Raw genomic sequence first — 16,699 nt, forward strand, 5'->3', positions numbered from 1 at the left:
TTCTGTCGGTGGGCGCGGTCTATACAGGTGGAGGGAGGTGGCATGGACCTCGAGGACGAGTTCGCCGTACACCGGGCAGGCCTGGTCACACACTGCTACCGCATGCTCGGTTCGCTGCACGACGCCGAGGATGCGGTGCAGGAGACCTATCTGCGCGCCTGGCGCGGGCAGTCACGGTTCGAAGGGCGCTCGTCGGTGCAGACCTGGCTCTACCGGATCGCCACCAACGTGTGCCTCAACTCGCTGCAGCACAGCAGCCGTCGCGTCGTCCCATCCGCCATCGGCGCACCCAGCCACGACCCGGACAACCTGCAACCGGACGCCCTCGAGGTGACCTGGCTGGAGCCCTTCCCGGACCGGATACTCAACGCGGACCCGGCCGCCGTGGTCGGGAAGCGGCAAAGCCTCCGCTTGGCGATGGTCGCCGCTCTACAACACCTCGCACCGCGGCAACGCGCCGTACTCATCCTGCGCGAGGTGCTCAACTGGCCGGCGGCCGAGGTAGCGGTGATGCTGGAGACCACCACGGCGGCGGTCAACAGCGCACTGCAGCGGGCCCGGGCCGAACTGGCCAGGGTTCACCCGGCCGAAGACGAGCTCAGCGAACCGGCCGAGCCGGTCCGGCGGGCGCTGCTCGACGACTTCGCCGCCGCCTTCGAGCGCAAGGACCTGGTCGCGCTCGAAGGGCTGCTGACCGCGGACACCCGGTGGGAGATGCCGCCCGTTCCGTCCTGGTTCCGCGGGCGGACCGACGTACTGCGGCTGCTGGACGCGAAGCTCGATCCCGGCCGCGGGTTCCTCGTCGAGACCTCCGCCAACGGCCAGCCCGCCTTCGCGCTCTACAACCGGGGCAGTGACGGCCTGTACCACGCGCACTCGATCAAAGTCCTGACCCTGACCGCCGGCGGAATCGCCGCCGTGACGGCCTTCCACACCCCCGCCATCTTCCCGGCCTTCGGTCTCCCGATCGGCCGGTCGTCCAAGGAGGAACCATGACCCCGGCTGACACCCTGCGCGCTCTGCACGTCCCCGGCACCCCCGTCGTCATCCCCAACGCCTGGGACGCGGCCTCGGCCCGGGCCGTCGAGGACGCCGGCTTCCCGGCCGTCGCGACCAGCAGCTTCGCCACCGCGACGATCCTCGGGTACGACGACGGCGAAGCGGCCCCCGTCGACGACGTCCTGGCCGCGGCCGCACGGATCGCGCGAGCGGTCTCCGTCCCCGTCACCGTCGACTTCGAACGCGGCTACCGGCTCCGGCCGGCCGAGCTCGCCGAGCGGTTCGCCGGCACCGGCGCCGTCGGCCTCAACCTGGAGGACTCCGATCCCGCGACGGGTGAACTGGTCGACGCCGACGAGCAGGCCGCCTTCCTCGCCGAGGTCCGTGCCGCCGCCGGACCAGACCTGGTGATCAACGCCCGGGTCGACGTCTTCATCCGCGGCGCCGGCGCGCCCGAGGACCGGCCGCGTGCCGCGATCGACCGGGCCGTCCGCTACCTCGCAGCCGGCGCCGACTGCGTCTACCCGATCGCCACCGACGACCCCGAAACCATCCGCACCCTCACGAAGGAGATCCCCGGCCCGGTCAACATCAGCTACGGCACCGGCAACAACTCCCTCGCCGACCTGGCCGCCCTGGGCGCTGCCCGCATCACCTTCGGTCCCATGCTCCAGCGGCACCTGTACAGCCGGTTGAACTCCACGATCCTTCCCGCCCTGGCCGCGGGCCGGAATCCTTTCGCCGACTGACGAGTTGGCAAGCGTTCTCCGGTGAACGGGGGGCCAACACCCCGGCGGAAGCCTTGTGTGGGATCGGTTCGATGGGGTACAGACGGACAGGTAGCCCAAGGCAACCATCGACAGAACGGGGAAACACGATGGGTATGTTCGACAACCTGAAGGACAAGGCGACGGATGCCGTCGACGAGCACGGTGACAAGGTGAGCGAGGGCGTCGACAAGGCCGGCGAGTTCGCCGACGAGAAGACCGGTGGCGAGCACGGCGACAAGATCGACCAGGGCACCGACCTCGCCAAGGACCGGCTGGACGGTCTCGACGGGCAGGACGACGACATCCAGTAGCGGTTTCCCGAGCAGAGACGCCGAGCGGCCGCGGGTTCGCCCGCGGCCGCTCGCCCTTCTACACCGGCACCTTCCACTTCTGCGGGTCGAGACCGTTGCAGTCGTAGATCTGCAGGTCGGTGCCGTCTGCCGTGGCGCCGTTGGGTGCGTCCAGGCATCTACCTGACTGCGGATTCAGCAGCGAGCCGTTCGGTTGCGGCTGCCAGATCTGGCCGCCGGCCGTTCCGCAGTCCCACAGCTGGACCTTGGTCAGGTTCGCCGTACCGTTGCCGACGATGTCCAGGCACTTGCCGAAGGCGCGAATGGTGCCGTCGGCCATCATCGTCCACTGCTGACCCGGTACGGCGCCACACGTCCACAGCTGCACGGCTCGTCCGTTGACCGCGGTGTTGGTGTCCACGTCAAGGCACTTCCCGGCCGCGGCCGGGCCGGTGATCGCTCCGGTCGGTCCACCGACGACACCGGTCCCGAACCGCACCTGGCACTGGTTGCCCGTGCCCAACCACGTCGCCGCTAGGTAGAGGAACGACGTACCGTTCGCCGACGGGACGATCGGCGAGCTGTACCCAGGGCAGGCCGGGACGCCGGCCGCGTAGCCGCCGGTCGGGTTGACGTTGACCGGTGCTTCGAGCTCGGTCCAGCTGCCGCTGCCGAGCGAGGTGTTCGCGAAGAGGACCGAGCCCGACTCCGCCATCACCGCCTTGTTGCCGGTCGGTCCGGTGACGACGCGCTGCCCGGACAGCAGCAGCGTGCCGTTCGGTCCGCCGCCTGGCACCCAGGCGAGGTACGGCGTGTGCAGCAACTGGCGGCCGTCACTCGTCTGGACCAGCGTGCCGGGGTTGTTCGTCGGCGCCCAGTTGAGGCCGTCCGGGCTGGTCTTGATGTAGACCTCGCAGGCGTGGTCCGCGTTCGTCGCGTCCCGGCACATCTCGTAGGTCATCATGAACTGCCCGTTCGGCAGCGCGGTGATGATCGACATCCCCGGGCGGGCGAGGCTGTCGGCCGGGAACGCGATGTCCGTGGTGATGCTGCCGCTCCAGCTCACGCCGCCGTTGGTCGAGGTGTAGTGGCCGATGATCTGGTTGTTGGTCGGCGACCCGGCCGGGCGTTCGTCGGAGATGAAGCAGGCGAGGGTGTTGTTCGGCGCCAGCAGGAACCAGGGCTCCCAGATGCCGTGGCCGATCGTGTTCGGCTGGCCGCTGGTCTGGGTGCAGATCGACAGGTACTGCCAGGTCGCGCCGTGGTCGGTGCTCTTGAACACCTCGACCTTCTGCGCGGTGAAGTTGCCTTCGTCCCACGCCGTACCGGCGGCGAGCAGGTCACCTTGGTTGAGCCCGTTCGCGGTCCGCGGCACCTCGTAGATCACCGGAGCGCCGAGATCCCAGCCGGCCGTGTTGGAAGTGATCGTGCTGATCGGGTTGGCGCCGAACGTTGCGCCGCCGTCGGTACTGCGGAAGACCGGGAAGGCGCTGGGGCCGGATTCGTTGCGGCGGGCAAACGTCGCCAGGACGGTCCGGCCGGCGCTCCCGTCGTGGTCGAGCCGGATCGCCCGCGGGTAGCTGGCGTCGGCGTTCGGATAGGTGGAGAGGTTGGGACTGTAGAGCACGTTCCCCGGCGGCGCGGCGGCCGCCGGGGTGGTCACCAGGGCGGCGGCGACCACAGCCAAGGCGACCAGCAACCTGCGAACGGACATGAGACCTCCTCGGATAGGGGCGGATTCCCGAGATCAGTGCAGGACGATGTCTACGAAGGTGCGCGCGACGACGGCGCCGGACGCGTCGGTGACCCAGAACTGGAGCCGTCCTGGAGTCGCCACGACATCGGTCGGGTCCGTCACGACGAACGGCTTCGCGTCGACCGGCGCGGACCCAGTTGCCCACTGCAACGACCCCACCAACGGATCCCGCCCGTGATGCGAAACCCGAACCGGCACCGTCACCTCGCCGGCACTGACCAGGTCCCGTCCAGGAGCCTCGGGGGTCACGTCGACGATCAGGGTGGTTTCGGCGTGGACGTCGGCGGGAACTGTGCCGCCTAGGTCCTTGGGGCGGCGGTCGTAGGTGTAGATGCCTACCGTTTCGTGCTCGATGTCGTAGAGCTCGGTGAAGATGTAGCCGGCGTTGCGGGCGTGCCGGCGGAGTTCCTGGGTCTGCCAGCGCAGGTGCCAACCACGCTCCACACTGGTCGACCCACCGCCGTACTCGCCGTTCAGCTGGATCCGGTCCGACGGGTCGAACCCGGGCGCCGCGATCGTCTTGGTGGCCACGAAGTCCGGGCCGAGCCGGACCGGGAAGCTCCCGTCCGCGGTGTTGACCAGCCGGTCCACGACCGCCGCCCAGGACCCGATGTTCTCGTCGTAGTAGTGCCAGTCCACGAGATCGGTCTCGACATGCGCCCACCCGGAGTTGTCGACAATCGGACGACTCGGGTCCGCGTCCCGGATGATCCGGTAGACCCGCCGTACGGCGTCCTGTTTCGCTGGATCACCGGGGACGTCCCAGTCGAGTCCCCACTCCTCGTTGTACGCACCCCAGATCACGATGCTCGGGTGGTTGCCGTCGCGCTCGACCATCCCGGCGGTGACCGCTTCGAAAGCAGCAACGGCTTCCGGCGTGAAGCGGCCGGTCGACGGCGGCTCGGCCCAGACCAGCATGCCGACCTTGTCAGCCCAGTACAGCCAGCGCGGATCCTCGAGCTTCAAGTGCTTCCGGACCAGGTTGAACCCGGCCTCCCGCGCCAGCTCGAGGTCCCGCTTGAGCGCGTCGTCGGTCGGCGCGGTGTGACCGCCGGTGGGCCAGAAGCCCTGATCCAGCACGCCACGGACGTACGTCGGCACGCCGTTCAGCAGCAGGTTGTTGCCTTGCCACTCGATCCGCCGCAACCCTGTGTAGCCGCGGACCGTGTCCTCGCCGGCGGTGACGACGACGTCGTACAGGTGGGGATCTTCAGGGCTCCACAACCGCGGCTCGGAGATCGGCAGGGTGACCGGGCCGGTCAGGTCGTCGAACTCGTGGACGGCGACGCCGGGGATCTCGATCCGGACCGGCGACGGGCCGGTCACGGTCACCTCGATGCCGTCGAGCTCCGGGGTCGGGCGGAGGGTGAGCTGGGAGATGTACTCCGCCGGTCGCGGCTCGAGCCACACGGCCTGCCAGATCCCGCTGGACGGGGAGAACGCACAGCCGTCGTAGTCGTCGGCCGGCATGCTCCGCTGCTTCCCGTGCGGGATGAACCGCTTGTCCAGCGGCGCGTCCACGCGCACCACCAGCGTGCCGGTCCCGTCGTCCAGCAGGTCGGTGATGTCGGCCTCGAACGGCAGATACCCACCCTCATGCTCGACTGCCGGCTGACCGTTGACCCACACGGTGGCGTGATGGTGCACGGCACCGAAGTGCAGGATGGTCCGCTGCCCGGCCCACTCCGCAGGCCGCTCGATCCGCCGCCGATACCAGGCGACAGGCAACCAATGCGCGACCACACCCGACGCAGGATGCTCCCAGGGGAACGGGACGACGATGGTTGCCGGGAACTCGTCATCCGGCTGCACGGTGCCGGCTGGGTCGGGTGCGAAGTCCCACTCGCCGTTGAGGTTCAGCCACTGGGTCGAGCGGTCGAAGTGTGGGCGGGGGTAGTCGGGGCGTGGTGTGTTCACAGGGTTCTCCAGTCAGCCTTTGAGGCTTCCGGCCATGACGCCTTTGATGAGGTGGCGTTGCAGGGCGATGAAGACGATGAGGACGGGGATCGCGGCGATCGTGCTGGCGGCCAGCAGCTGACCCCAGACACTGGTCCAGTCGGCGCCGAGCTGGCCGGAGCGGATGTTCTGCGCCAGCGCGGACAGCATCACCTGGAGGGTCTGGTGCTGCTCGTCGTTCACCGCCACGACCGGCCAGACGAAGTCGTTGTAGATGTTGATGAAGGTCAGCACGCCGAGCGCCGCCAGCCCCGGCCGGATCACCGGGACCACGATGCTCGCGAAGATCCGCAGCTCGCCGGCGCCGTCCACCCGGGCGGCGTCGAGCAGCTCGTCCGGGATCGACATGATCACCTGCCGCATCCAGAACACCCCGAACGCGTCGATCGCCCCCGGCAGGATCAGCGCCTGGAACGTGCTGACCCAACCGAGCTGACTCATCTCCAGCAGCAGCGGGATGAGCAGCACGAGCGTCGGCAGCATCAACGTGGTCAGCACCGTGCCGAACAGCAGCCGCTTGCCGGGGAAGTCGTACTTCGCGAAGGCGAACCCGGCCATCGGGCAGAACACCATCGTCAACGCGCCCTTGACGAGTACGACGATCGCGGTGTTCCGGAACCCGGTCTCGATCGGGATCGTGTCCAGCATCGCCCGGAAGTTGCCCAGCGTGAGCTGCCCCAGGTCGAAGCTGAACGGCCGCGCGATGATGTCGCCACCGGGCTTCAGCGACGAAGCCATCATCCACAGCAACGGCGCCAGGCTGATGACAGCGGCGATGGTGAGCAACCCGTAGCGACCGACAGCAGAGAGCTTCATCCGTCCTCCCGGGAACGCAGCAGCCGGATCGAGGCGAGCGACAGCGCGAGCACCATCACCACGAGCAGCATCGAGTTCGCCGCGCCGAGACCGAGGTCGGAGTTGGTGATGTGCTTGTACAGGTAGAGTCCGGCGGTGCGGGTCCCGTTGAACGGTCCGCCGCCGGTGACGACGTACGGCTCGGCGAAGAGCTGGAACACGGTCAGCGTCCCGATCACGACGACGAAGCTCAACGTGCGGGTAACCAGCGGGACCGTGATCGACCAGAACTGGTGCCACGCGTTCGCGCCGTCGATCCGGGCGGCCTCGTAGACGTCCGAGGGGATTGTCGACAATCCCGCCATCAACAAGATGACGGCGTACCCGGTGGTCCGCCACAAGACCAGGAGCGCGACGGTCACCTTGGCCCAGATCGACGTTGTCAGCCAGCCGACCGCCGGCAGGCCGAGCGAGGTCAGGCCGTGGTTGACCGCTCCGAAGTCCTGGTCGAACAAGATGATCCAGACCTGCGCCATCGCCACCAGCGGCGTGACGAACGGCGCGATCAGCGCCGCACTGAACAACGCCCGAAACCTTGCCTTGCGCAACGCCACCGCGATCGTCAGCGCGATCAGCACCTGCGCCGGTACAACGAGCAGCCAAAGCCCACCGGACACGGCCATCGACTGCCAGAAGTCCGGACTGGCCAGCAGGAACCGGTAGTTCGCCAGCCCGATGAACTCCAGCACCCCGGCCCCGTGCCAGTTGGTGAAGCTCAACTGCAGCGCGAAGAAGATCGGATACGCGCTGAACGCCGCGAACACCAGCACGAACGGCGCGACGAACAGGTACGGCGCAGCCTTGACCCGGCGGCGGTGTCGTACCGGATGCGCCTCCCGCCGAGTCTGGGCCGCCTCGGTGACGGTCACCATCAACTGGGCCCCATCAGGTTCTTCTGGATCTGGGTGGCCGAGGTCTTCAGCACCTCGTCCGGACTCATCTGCCCGGCGAGCAACTTCTGCACGTTGACGCCGAAGTAGTCGACCGCCTTGCCCCACCAGGTCGGGATCGAGTACCCACCCGGGACCTGCCTGCCCGCCTCGACCGCGACCTTCCACAGGTCCTGCCCGCCGAGCGCGTCGATCGGCTTGAACAGCGGCGCGTTCGGGTCGAGCGCCGGCAGGTACGACGGGATCGACGTGTTCAGGCCACCCGGGTACACGTCGTTCGGCCCGTAGACCGCGGTGTACCCCTCCTTGCTGAACACCAGGTGCTCGTACAGCCGCCAGGCCAGCTCCGGGTTCTTCGACTTCGCCGGGATGACGAACGACGAACCGCCCATCACCCCGGACCGGGCGCCACCCTCCTGCCAGGCCGGCAGCGCGGTCGCCCGCCACTTGCCCTTGCTTGCCTTGAGCAACTGCTGCGGCGCGAACACGAACCACTGCGCCCACGGCACGAACACCTGCGTCCCGTTGTCCTGGGTCTGCAGGTCGGTCGGCTGGGTGTACTTCGCCAGCGTCCCCAGCCCGTCGGCCCGCACCTGGTCGAGCCAGGTCAGCGCGTTTCGGTACGGATCGGAGTCGATCGTGAGCTTGCCCGCCGCGTCGACCATCGCGCCGCCCTGCTGGTTGGCGAACATGTCGATCCACAGCTGGGCCAGGAACTGGTCGTTCTCCAGGTGGATCGGCTTCGCCTTCGGGAACTTCTCCCGGACCGACTTGGCCGCGCCGAGCAGTGCGTCGTACGTCGTCAGGCTCGCCGGATCGACACCCGCCTGGGTGACGATGTCCTCGCGGTAGAACAGCAGGCCGGGGTCGAGGTCCCACGGCACCGCGACGACCTTGCCGTCGACGGTCACCACCCCGAGCTTGTACGGCGCGATGTCCGCCTTGTACTGCTCGATCAGCTGACTGAGGTCGTGCAGGTGCGGCGCGACCCCGGTCAGCAGCGCGTCGTCGTAGAACGCGCCGTCGGGCACGCCGGCGCCGCTGATCAGCGTGGCCGGGAGCTTGGCGTTGATGTCGACGGCGACGTGGTTGACCTTCACCTGCGGGTACTTCGCGGTGAAGCTCGCGATCGCCTTGTCGAAGACCTTGAACAGGTCGCCGGTGCGGTCCCAGATGGTGAGCTCACCGGACGGGGGCGTAGTCGCGCTGCTCGGCAGCGGAGTGCTGCCGGTGGTGTTCCCCGGCGCGCAGGCGCCGAGTCCGCCGGCGATCAGGGCGGCACCAGCGCCCCGGAGCACGGTGCGGCGGGAGACAGGGGACGAGAACGAAGTGGTCATGGCGCTTCCTCATGACTTCGGCAGAGCTGATGACTTCTGCGGGGCTTGCAACGTTGCAAGGAACGCTCGGAACGCTATGCTTGCAACGTTGCAAGTGTCAAGAGCTCGCCGACCGGGAAGAGGTACCCAGTGCCCGCCACACTGCGTGAAGTCGCCGAACGGGCCGGTGTCTCGGTCCGGACGGTGTCGAACGTCGTCAACGACTTCCCCCAGGTCGCCGCGGAGACCCGGGCCCGGGTGCAGCGAGCGCTGGACGAGCTCGGCTACCAGCCCAACGCGGTCGCCCGCACGCTGCGGCGCGGCCGGTCCGGGCTGATCGCGCTGGTGCTGCCGGAGCTCGACGTACCGTACTTCGCCGAGCTGACCCGGGCCGTGATCGAGCAGGCAGCATCCGCCGGCTACACGGTCGTGGTCGACCAGACCGACGGCGACCCGGTGCGCGAGCGGGAGCTGGTGATGCGCGGCAACCGCGCGGCGATGTTCGACGGGCTGATCTTCAGCCCGCTCGCCCTGGGCGACGCGGATCTCCGCGATCGCCCGTCCTCCACCCCGGTGGTGCTGCTCGGTGAGCGCGTCGTGCAGGGCGGGCTCGACCACATCATGATCGACAACGTCGCCGCCGCCGGGCTCGCGACCCGGCACCTGATCGATCTCGGCCGGCAGCGGATCGCCGCCATCGGCGACCAGTCCGACGAGAGCCGCAAGACCGGCCAGTTGCGGACCCAGGGCTATCGCAGCGCCTTGCACGCGGCCGGCCTCGAGGTGGTGCCGGAGCTGATCCGTCCGACCGAGTTCTTCCACCGATCCGACGGCGCGGCCGCGATGGCCGAGCTGCTCGCGTTGCCCGATCCCCCGGACGCGGTCTTCTGCTACAACGACCTGCTGGCGCTGGGCGCGCTGCGCACGATCCTCAGCCGCGGCCTCCGTGTTCCCGAGGACATCGCGCTGGTCGGCTTCGACGACATCGAGGACGGCCGCTACAGCACGCCGAGCCTGACCACGATCCGCCCCGACAAGACCCAGATCGCGAAGCACGCCGTCCAGCTGCTGCTGAGCCGCCTCGACGGTGACCAGTCGCCACCGGCCGAGCTCCCGGCCGACTACGACCTCGTCATACGGGAGAGCACGACCGGCCCTGCGACGCACTGAGCACGCGGAATCCGGTGGTGGGTGGCCTGGGGCGGCGGGTAGCGTCCGGGCATGGAGCTCGGGTTGTTGCGGCAGGCGATCGAGTTGGCGCGGGTGAACGGCTCCGAGGGGCAGTTGCCGTTCGGGGCGGTGATCGCCAACGGGGACGAGGTGGTGGCGACCGGGGTGAACACCGCGCTGCGGGACAACGACCCGACGGCGCACGGCGAGGTCGTGGCCGTCCGGGCCGCCTGTCGTGAGCTCGGCACGATCACCCTGACCGGTACGACGCTCTACACGAGCTGCGAACCGTGCCCGATCTGCCACACGACCGCGATCGCCACCGAGATCGACCGCATCGTCTACGCAGCCCCGAAGGAGTGGGTGCCTGATCTCGGTACGCCGTTCGCCCCTGTGCTGATCGACATCCAGGCGGCCGCCCGGCAGCTCGACCCGGATCGCATCGTGCAGATCGAGCTCGCCGAGGCGCGCGAACCGTTCGCCGCCTTCCTGGAGGCGCGACGGTGAAGCTCGGGCTGAACCTGCTCAACTACGGCCCGGGCACCACACCCGAGTCGTTGCTGGGCTGGGCCCGGTTCGCCGAGGACTCCGGGTTCGCGCTCGCGACGATCTCGGACCACATCGCTCTGACCCCCGAGGTGCAGGCGCTGTACCCGGTCCCGTTCTACGACCCGTTCACCACGATCACCTGGCTCGCCGCGCACACCACCCGGCTGGAGCTCGGCACGTCGGTCGCGGTCCTCCCCTACCGCCATCCGTTGCAGACCGCCCGGGTCGGAGCCAACCTCGCGCACTTCAGCGGCGGGCGGTTCATCCTAGGGGTCGGATCCGGCTGGTCCGAGGAGGAGTACGCCGCCCTCGGTGTGCCGTTCGACCGTCGTGGTCCGATCACCGACGAGTACCTGGCCGCGATCGTGGATGCCTGGAGCAACGACATCACCACGTCACCCGGGCCGCACGCGCCGTACGGCGAGATCCACACCGGACCGCGGCCGGCGCCGCGCCCGCCGGTGTGGGTCGGCGGGGCTGGCCGGGCGGCGGTCCGGCGGGCAGTTCAGTACGGCGATGCCTGGCACCCGATCAACCCGCATCCACACTGGCTGCGCGACACGGGGATGCCGATGCTGCGCCGGGCCGCGACCGAGGCGGGCGCGGACCTGCCGGCCCTTTGCCCGCGGATCCGGGCCCACCCGACGACCGAGCTCGCCGACGACGACCGCGTGCTCGGCGAGGGCTCCCTCGACCAGATCAAGGCCGACCTGGCCGGGCTCGCCGAGCTCGGCGCGGAGTACGTCGTACTCGACACCTACATCAGCCCGGACGTCCGCCGTACCGCCGAAGAGGACTGGCGGATCCTCGAGACGGTGGCCTCCCTCCAGCCCTAGCCGTTGCTGGTTCCCCGAGCGCACAATCGAAGGTGGGGGACGGAGGTTGGGACATGTGGCAGCCGGATGGGTGGGATGTGCGGGTACGGCTCGGGGTGCTGACGCCGCATGGGGATGTCGGGCCGGAGTCGGAGTTGCAGGCGATGGCGCCGGAGGGTGTGCGGGTGCATGCGGCGCGGGTTCCGTTCGGGGCGATGACGACCGGCGGGTTGATGGATCCGACGATCGCGCTGGCGCCGGTGCAGATGTTCGTCCAGCCGCCGTACATCGACGACGCGGTCGCGCTGCTCGCCGCGGCCCCATTAGGTGCCATCGGCATCGGTTTCACGAGCTCGTCGTACCTGAACGGCGCCGACGGTGAGCACAAGGTCGTCGAGCGGCTGGAAGGGCACAGCGCCGGCATCCCGGTGGTCGCGACCTGCGCCTCGGCGGTGGCGGGTCTGCGCCGGCTGAACGCGCGGACGCTCGCGATCTTCGACCCGCCATGGTTCGACGCCGAGCTCAACCGGCTGGGCGGCGAGTACTTCGCGTCGCAGGAGTTCGACGTCGTGCTGCGCAAACCCTGTGGGCTGCCGAGCAACCAGCGCAGCGTCAACCCGTCCGAGCTCTACGCCTGGGTCCGCAAGTACACGCCCGACGAGGCCGAGGCCGTGTTCATCGGCGGCAACGGTTTCCGTGCCGTCGGCATCGTCTCGGCGCTCGAGGAGGACCTCGGCCGTCCGGTGCTGACGGCCAACTCGGCACTGCTCTGGGGGCTTCTGCACGCTGCCGGCTGCGCCGCGCGTCCAACTGGTTACGGAAAGCTCTTCACCACCTGACCGGACCTCTGACAGACTGGCGATCCGCGTCGAGGCCGGAGGTGCTGGGGTGGTTGCGGATCTGCCGGGACAGCTTGCCCGGACCAAGCGTTTCCGGGCCGGTGCGCCGGGCAACCATGGGATCGCCGGCGCCGGACGGTTCGTGGTCTACCTGCGCGACGACGCGCTCTGGGCGTACGACGTCGCCGAGCAGCACGAGCGACGCGTCGGCCCGGCATCGTCGTACGACGGTCATGGCGCCACCCTGCTCGTGATCCGCGAGCACGACCTGTTCCTGGCCGACCTGATCGGCCGGCACTTCGACCAACTACCGGTCGAGAACGTCGATGTGGCGCGCCTCGACCCGAGTGGGAAGACGATCGCGTTCGGCCGCGACCGCGCGCTGCACCTCATCGACGTGGACGGCAAGAACGAACGCTCGCTCGCCAAGGCCGACGGCGGGAACGTCTTCTGGGGAAGGCCGGAGTTCACGGCCTGGATGTCGATGGGACGTGGCGACGGGATGTGGTGGTCGCCCGACGGCCAACGCCTGCTGGCAACCCGCGTCGACGAGAGCCGGGTCCAGGTCCGATTCATCGCGGATCCAACCGACCCGACCGCGGAGCCGAAGCCGTTCCGCTATCCAGCCGCGGGTACGGCGAACGCCGACGTCCGGCTGTTCGTGTTCGACCTCAACGGCGAGCGGCGCGAGGTGCAGTGGGACCGGGAGCGGTTCGAGTACGTCGTTCGCGGCCTGTGGACGGCCGAGCGGCCGCTGATCGCCGTCCAGACAAGGGATCAGCGGTGTCTGCAGGTGCTCGAGGTTGATCCCGGATCGGGCGCGACCACGCTGGTTCGCGAGGTGACGGATCCGCAGTTCGTCGGCGTACCCGAGGGTGTGCCGCGGCAGACGGCGTCCGGCCGGTTGGTGTGGATCGAGCGGGACGAGGCGGTCGACACGTACCGGCTGATGATCGGCGACGAGGCCGTGACACCGCCCGGGTTGCAGGTCGCCGATGTCTCCTGGGTCATCGGTGAGACCGTGACCTTCACGGCCCAGCCGGATCCGACCGAGGTCCACATGTATGTCTGGGATGGCGACGTACGGCGGTTGACCGACGAGCCCGGTGTCCACGACGGATTGGTGGCCGACGGCACCGTAGTGCTGGACTCACGAACGCCGGCCGGACGGCGGATCACAGTCAACGGGGAAGAGTTGCCATCCGTCGAGGAGGAGCCGGTGCTCGACCTGCGGGTCGAGTTCGTCAGCTCCGGGCCACGTGAGCTGCGGACCGCGGTGTTCCGGCCGTCATGGCATGAGCCCGGGTCTTCGAAGCTTCCGGTGCTGCTGACGCCGTACGGAGGTCCCGGGCAGCAGCTCGTACAGCGTTACCGGTCGCCGTTCTTCCTGACCTCGCAATGGTTTGCCGAGCACGGGTTCATCGTGCTCACCACGGACGGTCGCGGCACGCCGGGACGCGGGCCGGCGTTCGACCGCGCGACGGTCGGCGACATCCTCGAGCCGGTGCTCGACGACCAGATCGACGCCCTGCACGCGATTGCCGAGCAGTACGGCGACCTCGACCTCGACCGGGTCGCGATTCGCGGCTGGAGCTACGGCGGCTACCTGGCCATCGGAGCACTGCTGCACTGGCCGGACGTGTTCCATGCAGCGATCGGCGGGGCCGCGGTCACGGATCAGCGCTGGTACGACTCGTACTGGAAGGAACGCTTCCTCGGTCATCCGGACGAGCAGGCGGAGGCATACCGCCGTACCTCACTGCTGCCGTACGCCGCCAACCTCAGCCGACCGCTGTTGCTGATTCAGGGGCTGGCCGACACGAACGTCTGGCCGGGCAACGCCTTCCGCTTCGCCGGCGCCCTCAACGCGCTCGGCACACCGCACGAGTTCGTCATGCTCCCCGGGGAAGGCCATGCGGTGAAGGATCCGCAGACGGTCGAGAACCTCCTGCACCGGCAGCTCAACTTCCTGCGGCAGAGCCTTCCTGCCTGAGCAGGTCCGTAATCATCTGGTCCGGGTCGGTCATCCAGCGCGGGGCAGACATGATGCCCAGGGCAACCTGCACATGCTCGAAGAGACTGTGCAGGTCCTTGCGAGCCACGCTCAGGAACAGGTCGTCCCCCGCCCAGGAGACGTCCCCACCGGCTTCGGCATAAGCAGCCAGGACCCGCTGGATGCCTTCCGGCGCACCGGCCGCGAAGATGTGCGCGACCCGGCCGGCCTCGAGGGCTGCGCTGTCGACGCGCACGCTGTCCCAGTCGATCAGCACCGGGCCGTTCGGCGTCATCAGCAGGTTGTGCGTCTTGAAGTCGCCGTGGGTCATCACGCAGTCCGGGGCGTCGTCGCAGGCGGCCGTGATGCGGGCGGTCACGGCGGCGATGTCCGGCAGCCGTTCCCACGCGAGTGGCGCCCAGGTCTTGCCGAGACGGTCGGCTTCGGTGAACCACTGCTCCCAGTCGGCTCGCGGTTTGAGCGCCGTACGCCACCAGTCGGGGAGGCCGGCCCGCCCGAGCGGCTGGAGTTGATGCACCTGGGCCATCGTCCGGCCGAGCCACTCGGAGATGTCGTCGTCCGCGCTCAACGGGCGGCTCGCGATCCAGCGATAGACCCTGAACAGGCGATCCTCAACCCGCGTGACCCACCCGGCCACCGGGTCGACCGGAGCCACCGGCTCGGCGAGATCGATCCCTGCGGAGTGCGCGCGCTGCTCGAAGTCCATCGCCATCGTGAGCTGATCGAGCAGCCCACCCGAGGTGAACTGGCCGCCGGTGTCGGGCCAGTAGCCCTTCACGAAGTACTCCCCCGTCGCCGTCTCCAGCCGCCAGGTGTCGGTATCCCCACGGCGAACCAGGTCCAGCTCCCCCACCGGCTCCCCTAACTCAAAGGCGGCGGCGATCATCGGCGCGGTCGGCACGTACACGAACGGTCTCCTCTACGGCTGAGAACGACGACGCCTGCTACAACGCGCCATCCACTGCACTGGTTCCAGCGGACGCAAGCTGCATCTGGAGTACCAGATACCGCGATGGAGGCGTTCCGCCGGGTGCTGTGGTGGATCCCGGGCACCGGCCCCGCCACCACCACTGACCGCAAAACACGTCAAGCGGGTGGGCCGAGGGCGGGGCACGATGGGGTGATGGGGACCGACGCGTTCGACGAGTTTCTAGGGGTGCTGGCCGGGGCGCTGGAGGATGCGGTCGCGGACGGCGAGGAGCTGGCGCGGCGGGTGGGGTTGTCGCGGTTCCACCTGGATCGGATGGTGGCGGCCGCGGCCGGTGAGCCGCCGGGCCGGATGCGACGCCGGGTGCTGCTGGAGCGGGCGTCGTACCGGCTGCTCACGACGACCTGGTCGATCCTCGACGTCGCGGTCGAAGCCGGCTACAGCACGCACGAGTCGTTCACCCGGGCCTTCAGCCGGGCGTACGGCGTCGCGCCGGCGACCTGGCGCCGACAGCCGACGCGACTGCAGATCGGTTCGCCGCGTGGCGTGCACTTCCATCCGCCGGCCGGGATCCGGGTGCCGGCCAGAGAGAATGTGAGTTCGATGGACGTCCTGACGCGGATGGTCGAGCACCACGTGTGGCTCGCCGGCGAACTGATGACCCAGGCGGCGACCCTCCCGGACGACCGCCTCGACGCCCCGATCGAGCTGTCCATCTCATGCGTCGACGAGGATCCGACCGTACGGCGACTGCTCGCGCGACTCGTGATCCAGCTGGAGATGTGGACCGCCGCGATCGCCGGTCGCCCCTACGACTTCAGCACCGAGGAGCGGCCCTCGATCAGCCAGTTGCAGGAACGGCTGGCCGTCGCCGGCCCGGAGTTCCTCGACCAGGTACGCACGGTCTGCGCCGACGACCGCCTCGACGAGCTCATCGTCTGCCCGGGCGAGACGATCGAGATCTACACCATCGGCGCAGTAATCGCCCACGTCCTGACCTACGCCGCCCACCGCCGCACCCTCCTAACCGCCGCCCTCACCACCGAAGGCCTCCCCACCCTCCCCACCACCGACCCCATCCACTGGCTAACCCACCCCACCTAACCCACCCCCGCCCGACCCCGAACACCCCGCCCACCCCCGCGAGCCCGCCTCCCCGTCCCACGCCCGCGCCGACCGCCTCCCCGCCACACTCCTGCGCGACCGCATCCTCGCCTGCCGCCGCGACCCCCTCCGCGCCCCACCCCCACGAGACCACCTTCCCGTCCCACCCCTCGTAAGACCGCCTCCCGCCGCCGCACCCGCCGCCCCCGTGCCGCGCCCGCCGCGCCCGTAAGACCGCCTCCCCGTCCCACCCCGGCGAGACCGCCTCCCCCGCCCCTCCTCCACCCGTCCCCACCGGCAACTTCAGGGGATATCCCTCCGCGTTGTGGGTTCTCCGCTCGTAGACGAGTGGGGAACCCACAATGGCATGGGATATCCGGCTCTTGTGACTGATGTGTGGTTGGTATGGCGGGTGTGCTGGTCTGGCTGGGCCATGGGTGAGTCTGCG

The 16,699-nt window shown here is 69.2% G+C and carries 15 protein-coding genes; 9 read left to right on the forward strand and 6 right to left on the reverse strand.

Annotated features, from left to right (window positions below; all coding sequences use genetic code 11):
• The first annotated feature begins 42 nt into the window (after nt 1–42).
• The 3 genes from AB0H36_RS40360 to AB0H36_RS40370 all read left to right on the forward strand — a co-directional run bounded on the left by AB0H36_RS40360 (nt 43) and on the right by AB0H36_RS40370 (nt 2,080).
• Nucleotides 43–996 carry a sigma-70 family RNA polymerase sigma factor gene (locus AB0H36_RS40360; protein WP_360535993.1) on the forward strand — a complete coding sequence of 318 codons (954 nt, stop codon included), beginning with the start codon at nt 43–45 and terminating at the stop codon, nt 994–996.
• Nucleotides 993–1,748: an isocitrate lyase/phosphoenolpyruvate mutase family protein gene (locus tag AB0H36_RS40365; protein ID WP_360535995.1), complete on the forward strand. Its 756-nt coding sequence runs from the start codon at nt 993–995 to the stop codon at nt 1,746–1,748. Before AB0H36_RS40360 ends, AB0H36_RS40365 begins: the two co-directional genes overlap by 4 nt.
• A 128-nt stretch (nt 1,749–1,876) precedes the next feature.
• Nucleotides 1,877–2,080 (forward strand): antitoxin, encoded by a 204-nt coding sequence (locus AB0H36_RS40370; RefSeq protein ID WP_360535997.1) that lies wholly within the window; start codon nt 1,877–1,879, stop codon nt 2,078–2,080.
• A gap of 58 nt (nt 2,081–2,138) precedes the next feature.
• On the opposite strand, the gene AB0H36_RS40375 is transcribed toward AB0H36_RS40370, so the two are convergent.
• The 5 genes from AB0H36_RS40375 to AB0H36_RS40395 are packed head-to-tail and all read right to left on the reverse strand — an operon-like array spanning nt 2,139 to nt 8,853.
• Nucleotides 2,139–3,773 carry a ricin-type beta-trefoil lectin domain protein gene (locus AB0H36_RS40375; RefSeq protein WP_360535999.1) on the reverse strand — a complete coding sequence of 545 codons (1,635 nt, stop codon included), beginning with the start codon at nt 3,771–3,773 and terminating at the stop codon, nt 2,139–2,141.
• A 33-nt stretch (nt 3,774–3,806) separates the two neighbouring features.
• Nucleotides 3,807–5,732 carry a sugar-binding domain-containing protein gene (locus AB0H36_RS40380; RefSeq protein WP_360536001.1) on the reverse strand — a complete coding sequence of 642 codons (1,926 nt, stop codon included), beginning with the start codon at nt 5,730–5,732 and terminating at the stop codon, nt 3,807–3,809.
• A 12-nt stretch (nt 5,733–5,744) separates the two neighbouring features.
• Nucleotides 5,745–6,587 carry a carbohydrate ABC transporter permease gene (locus AB0H36_RS40385; RefSeq protein ID WP_360536003.1) on the reverse strand — a complete coding sequence of 281 codons (843 nt, stop codon included), beginning with the start codon at nt 6,585–6,587 and terminating at the stop codon, nt 5,745–5,747.
• Nucleotides 6,584–7,498 (reverse strand): sugar ABC transporter permease, encoded by a 915-nt coding sequence (locus AB0H36_RS40390; RefSeq protein ID WP_360536005.1) that lies wholly within the window; start codon nt 7,496–7,498, stop codon nt 6,584–6,586. The genes AB0H36_RS40385 and AB0H36_RS40390 overlap by 4 nt, the downstream gene beginning before the upstream one ends.
• On the reverse strand, nt 7,498–8,853 hold the full coding sequence (locus AB0H36_RS40395) for an extracellular solute-binding protein (protein ID WP_360536007.1): 1,356 nt from the start codon (nt 8,851–8,853) through the stop codon (nt 7,498–7,500). Before AB0H36_RS40395 ends, AB0H36_RS40390 begins: the two co-directional genes overlap by 1 nt.
• Nucleotides 8,854–8,982: 129 nt before the next feature.
• Between AB0H36_RS40395 and AB0H36_RS40400 the strand changes: the two genes are divergently transcribed.
• From AB0H36_RS40400 to AB0H36_RS40420, 5 genes are read left to right on the forward strand one after another with little or no spacing between them, the layout of a single operon-like run.
• On the forward strand, nt 8,983–10,002 hold the full coding sequence (locus tag AB0H36_RS40400; protein WP_360536009.1) for a LacI family DNA-binding transcriptional regulator: 1,020 nt from the start codon (nt 8,983–8,985) through the stop codon (nt 10,000–10,002).
• Nucleotides 10,003–10,053: 51 nt separating this feature from the next.
• Nucleotides 10,054–10,509, forward strand: a complete 456-nt coding sequence (locus AB0H36_RS40405; RefSeq protein WP_360536011.1) for a nucleoside deaminase — start codon at nt 10,054–10,056, stop codon at nt 10,507–10,509.
• Nucleotides 10,506–11,387 (forward strand): TIGR03619 family F420-dependent LLM class oxidoreductase, encoded by an 882-nt coding sequence (locus tag AB0H36_RS40410; protein ID WP_360536013.1) that lies wholly within the window; start codon nt 10,506–10,508, stop codon nt 11,385–11,387. Before AB0H36_RS40405 ends, AB0H36_RS40410 begins: the two co-directional genes overlap by 4 nt.
• A gap of 53 nt (nt 11,388–11,440) precedes the next feature.
• Nucleotides 11,441–12,205: a maleate cis-trans isomerase gene (locus tag AB0H36_RS40415; protein WP_360536015.1), complete on the forward strand. Its 765-nt coding sequence runs from the start codon at nt 11,441–11,443 to the stop codon at nt 12,203–12,205.
• 49 nt (nt 12,206–12,254) lie between these two features.
• Nucleotides 12,255–14,198, forward strand: coding sequence for a prolyl oligopeptidase family serine peptidase (locus tag AB0H36_RS40420; protein WP_360536017.1), 1,944 nt, complete (start codon nt 12,255–12,257; stop codon nt 14,196–14,198).
• On the opposite strand, the gene AB0H36_RS40425 is transcribed toward AB0H36_RS40420, so the two are convergent.
• Nucleotides 14,167–15,126: an aminoglycoside phosphotransferase family protein gene (locus AB0H36_RS40425; RefSeq protein ID WP_360536019.1), complete on the reverse strand. Its 960-nt coding sequence runs from the start codon at nt 15,124–15,126 to the stop codon at nt 14,167–14,169. The genes AB0H36_RS40420 and AB0H36_RS40425 overlap by 32 nt on opposite strands.
• Before the next feature lie 216 nt (nt 15,127–15,342).
• On the opposite strand from AB0H36_RS40425, the gene AB0H36_RS40430 reads away from it, so the two are divergent.
• Nucleotides 15,343–16,251, forward strand: coding sequence for a helix-turn-helix domain-containing protein (locus AB0H36_RS40430; protein ID WP_360536021.1), 909 nt, complete (start codon nt 15,343–15,345; stop codon nt 16,249–16,251).
• Nucleotides 16,252–16,699: the final 448 nt, after the last annotated feature.

The organism is Kribbella sp. NPDC050820 (assembly GCF_040653975.1).
Classification (GTDB): domain Bacteria; phylum Actinomycetota; class Actinomycetes; order Propionibacteriales; family Kribbellaceae; genus Kribbella.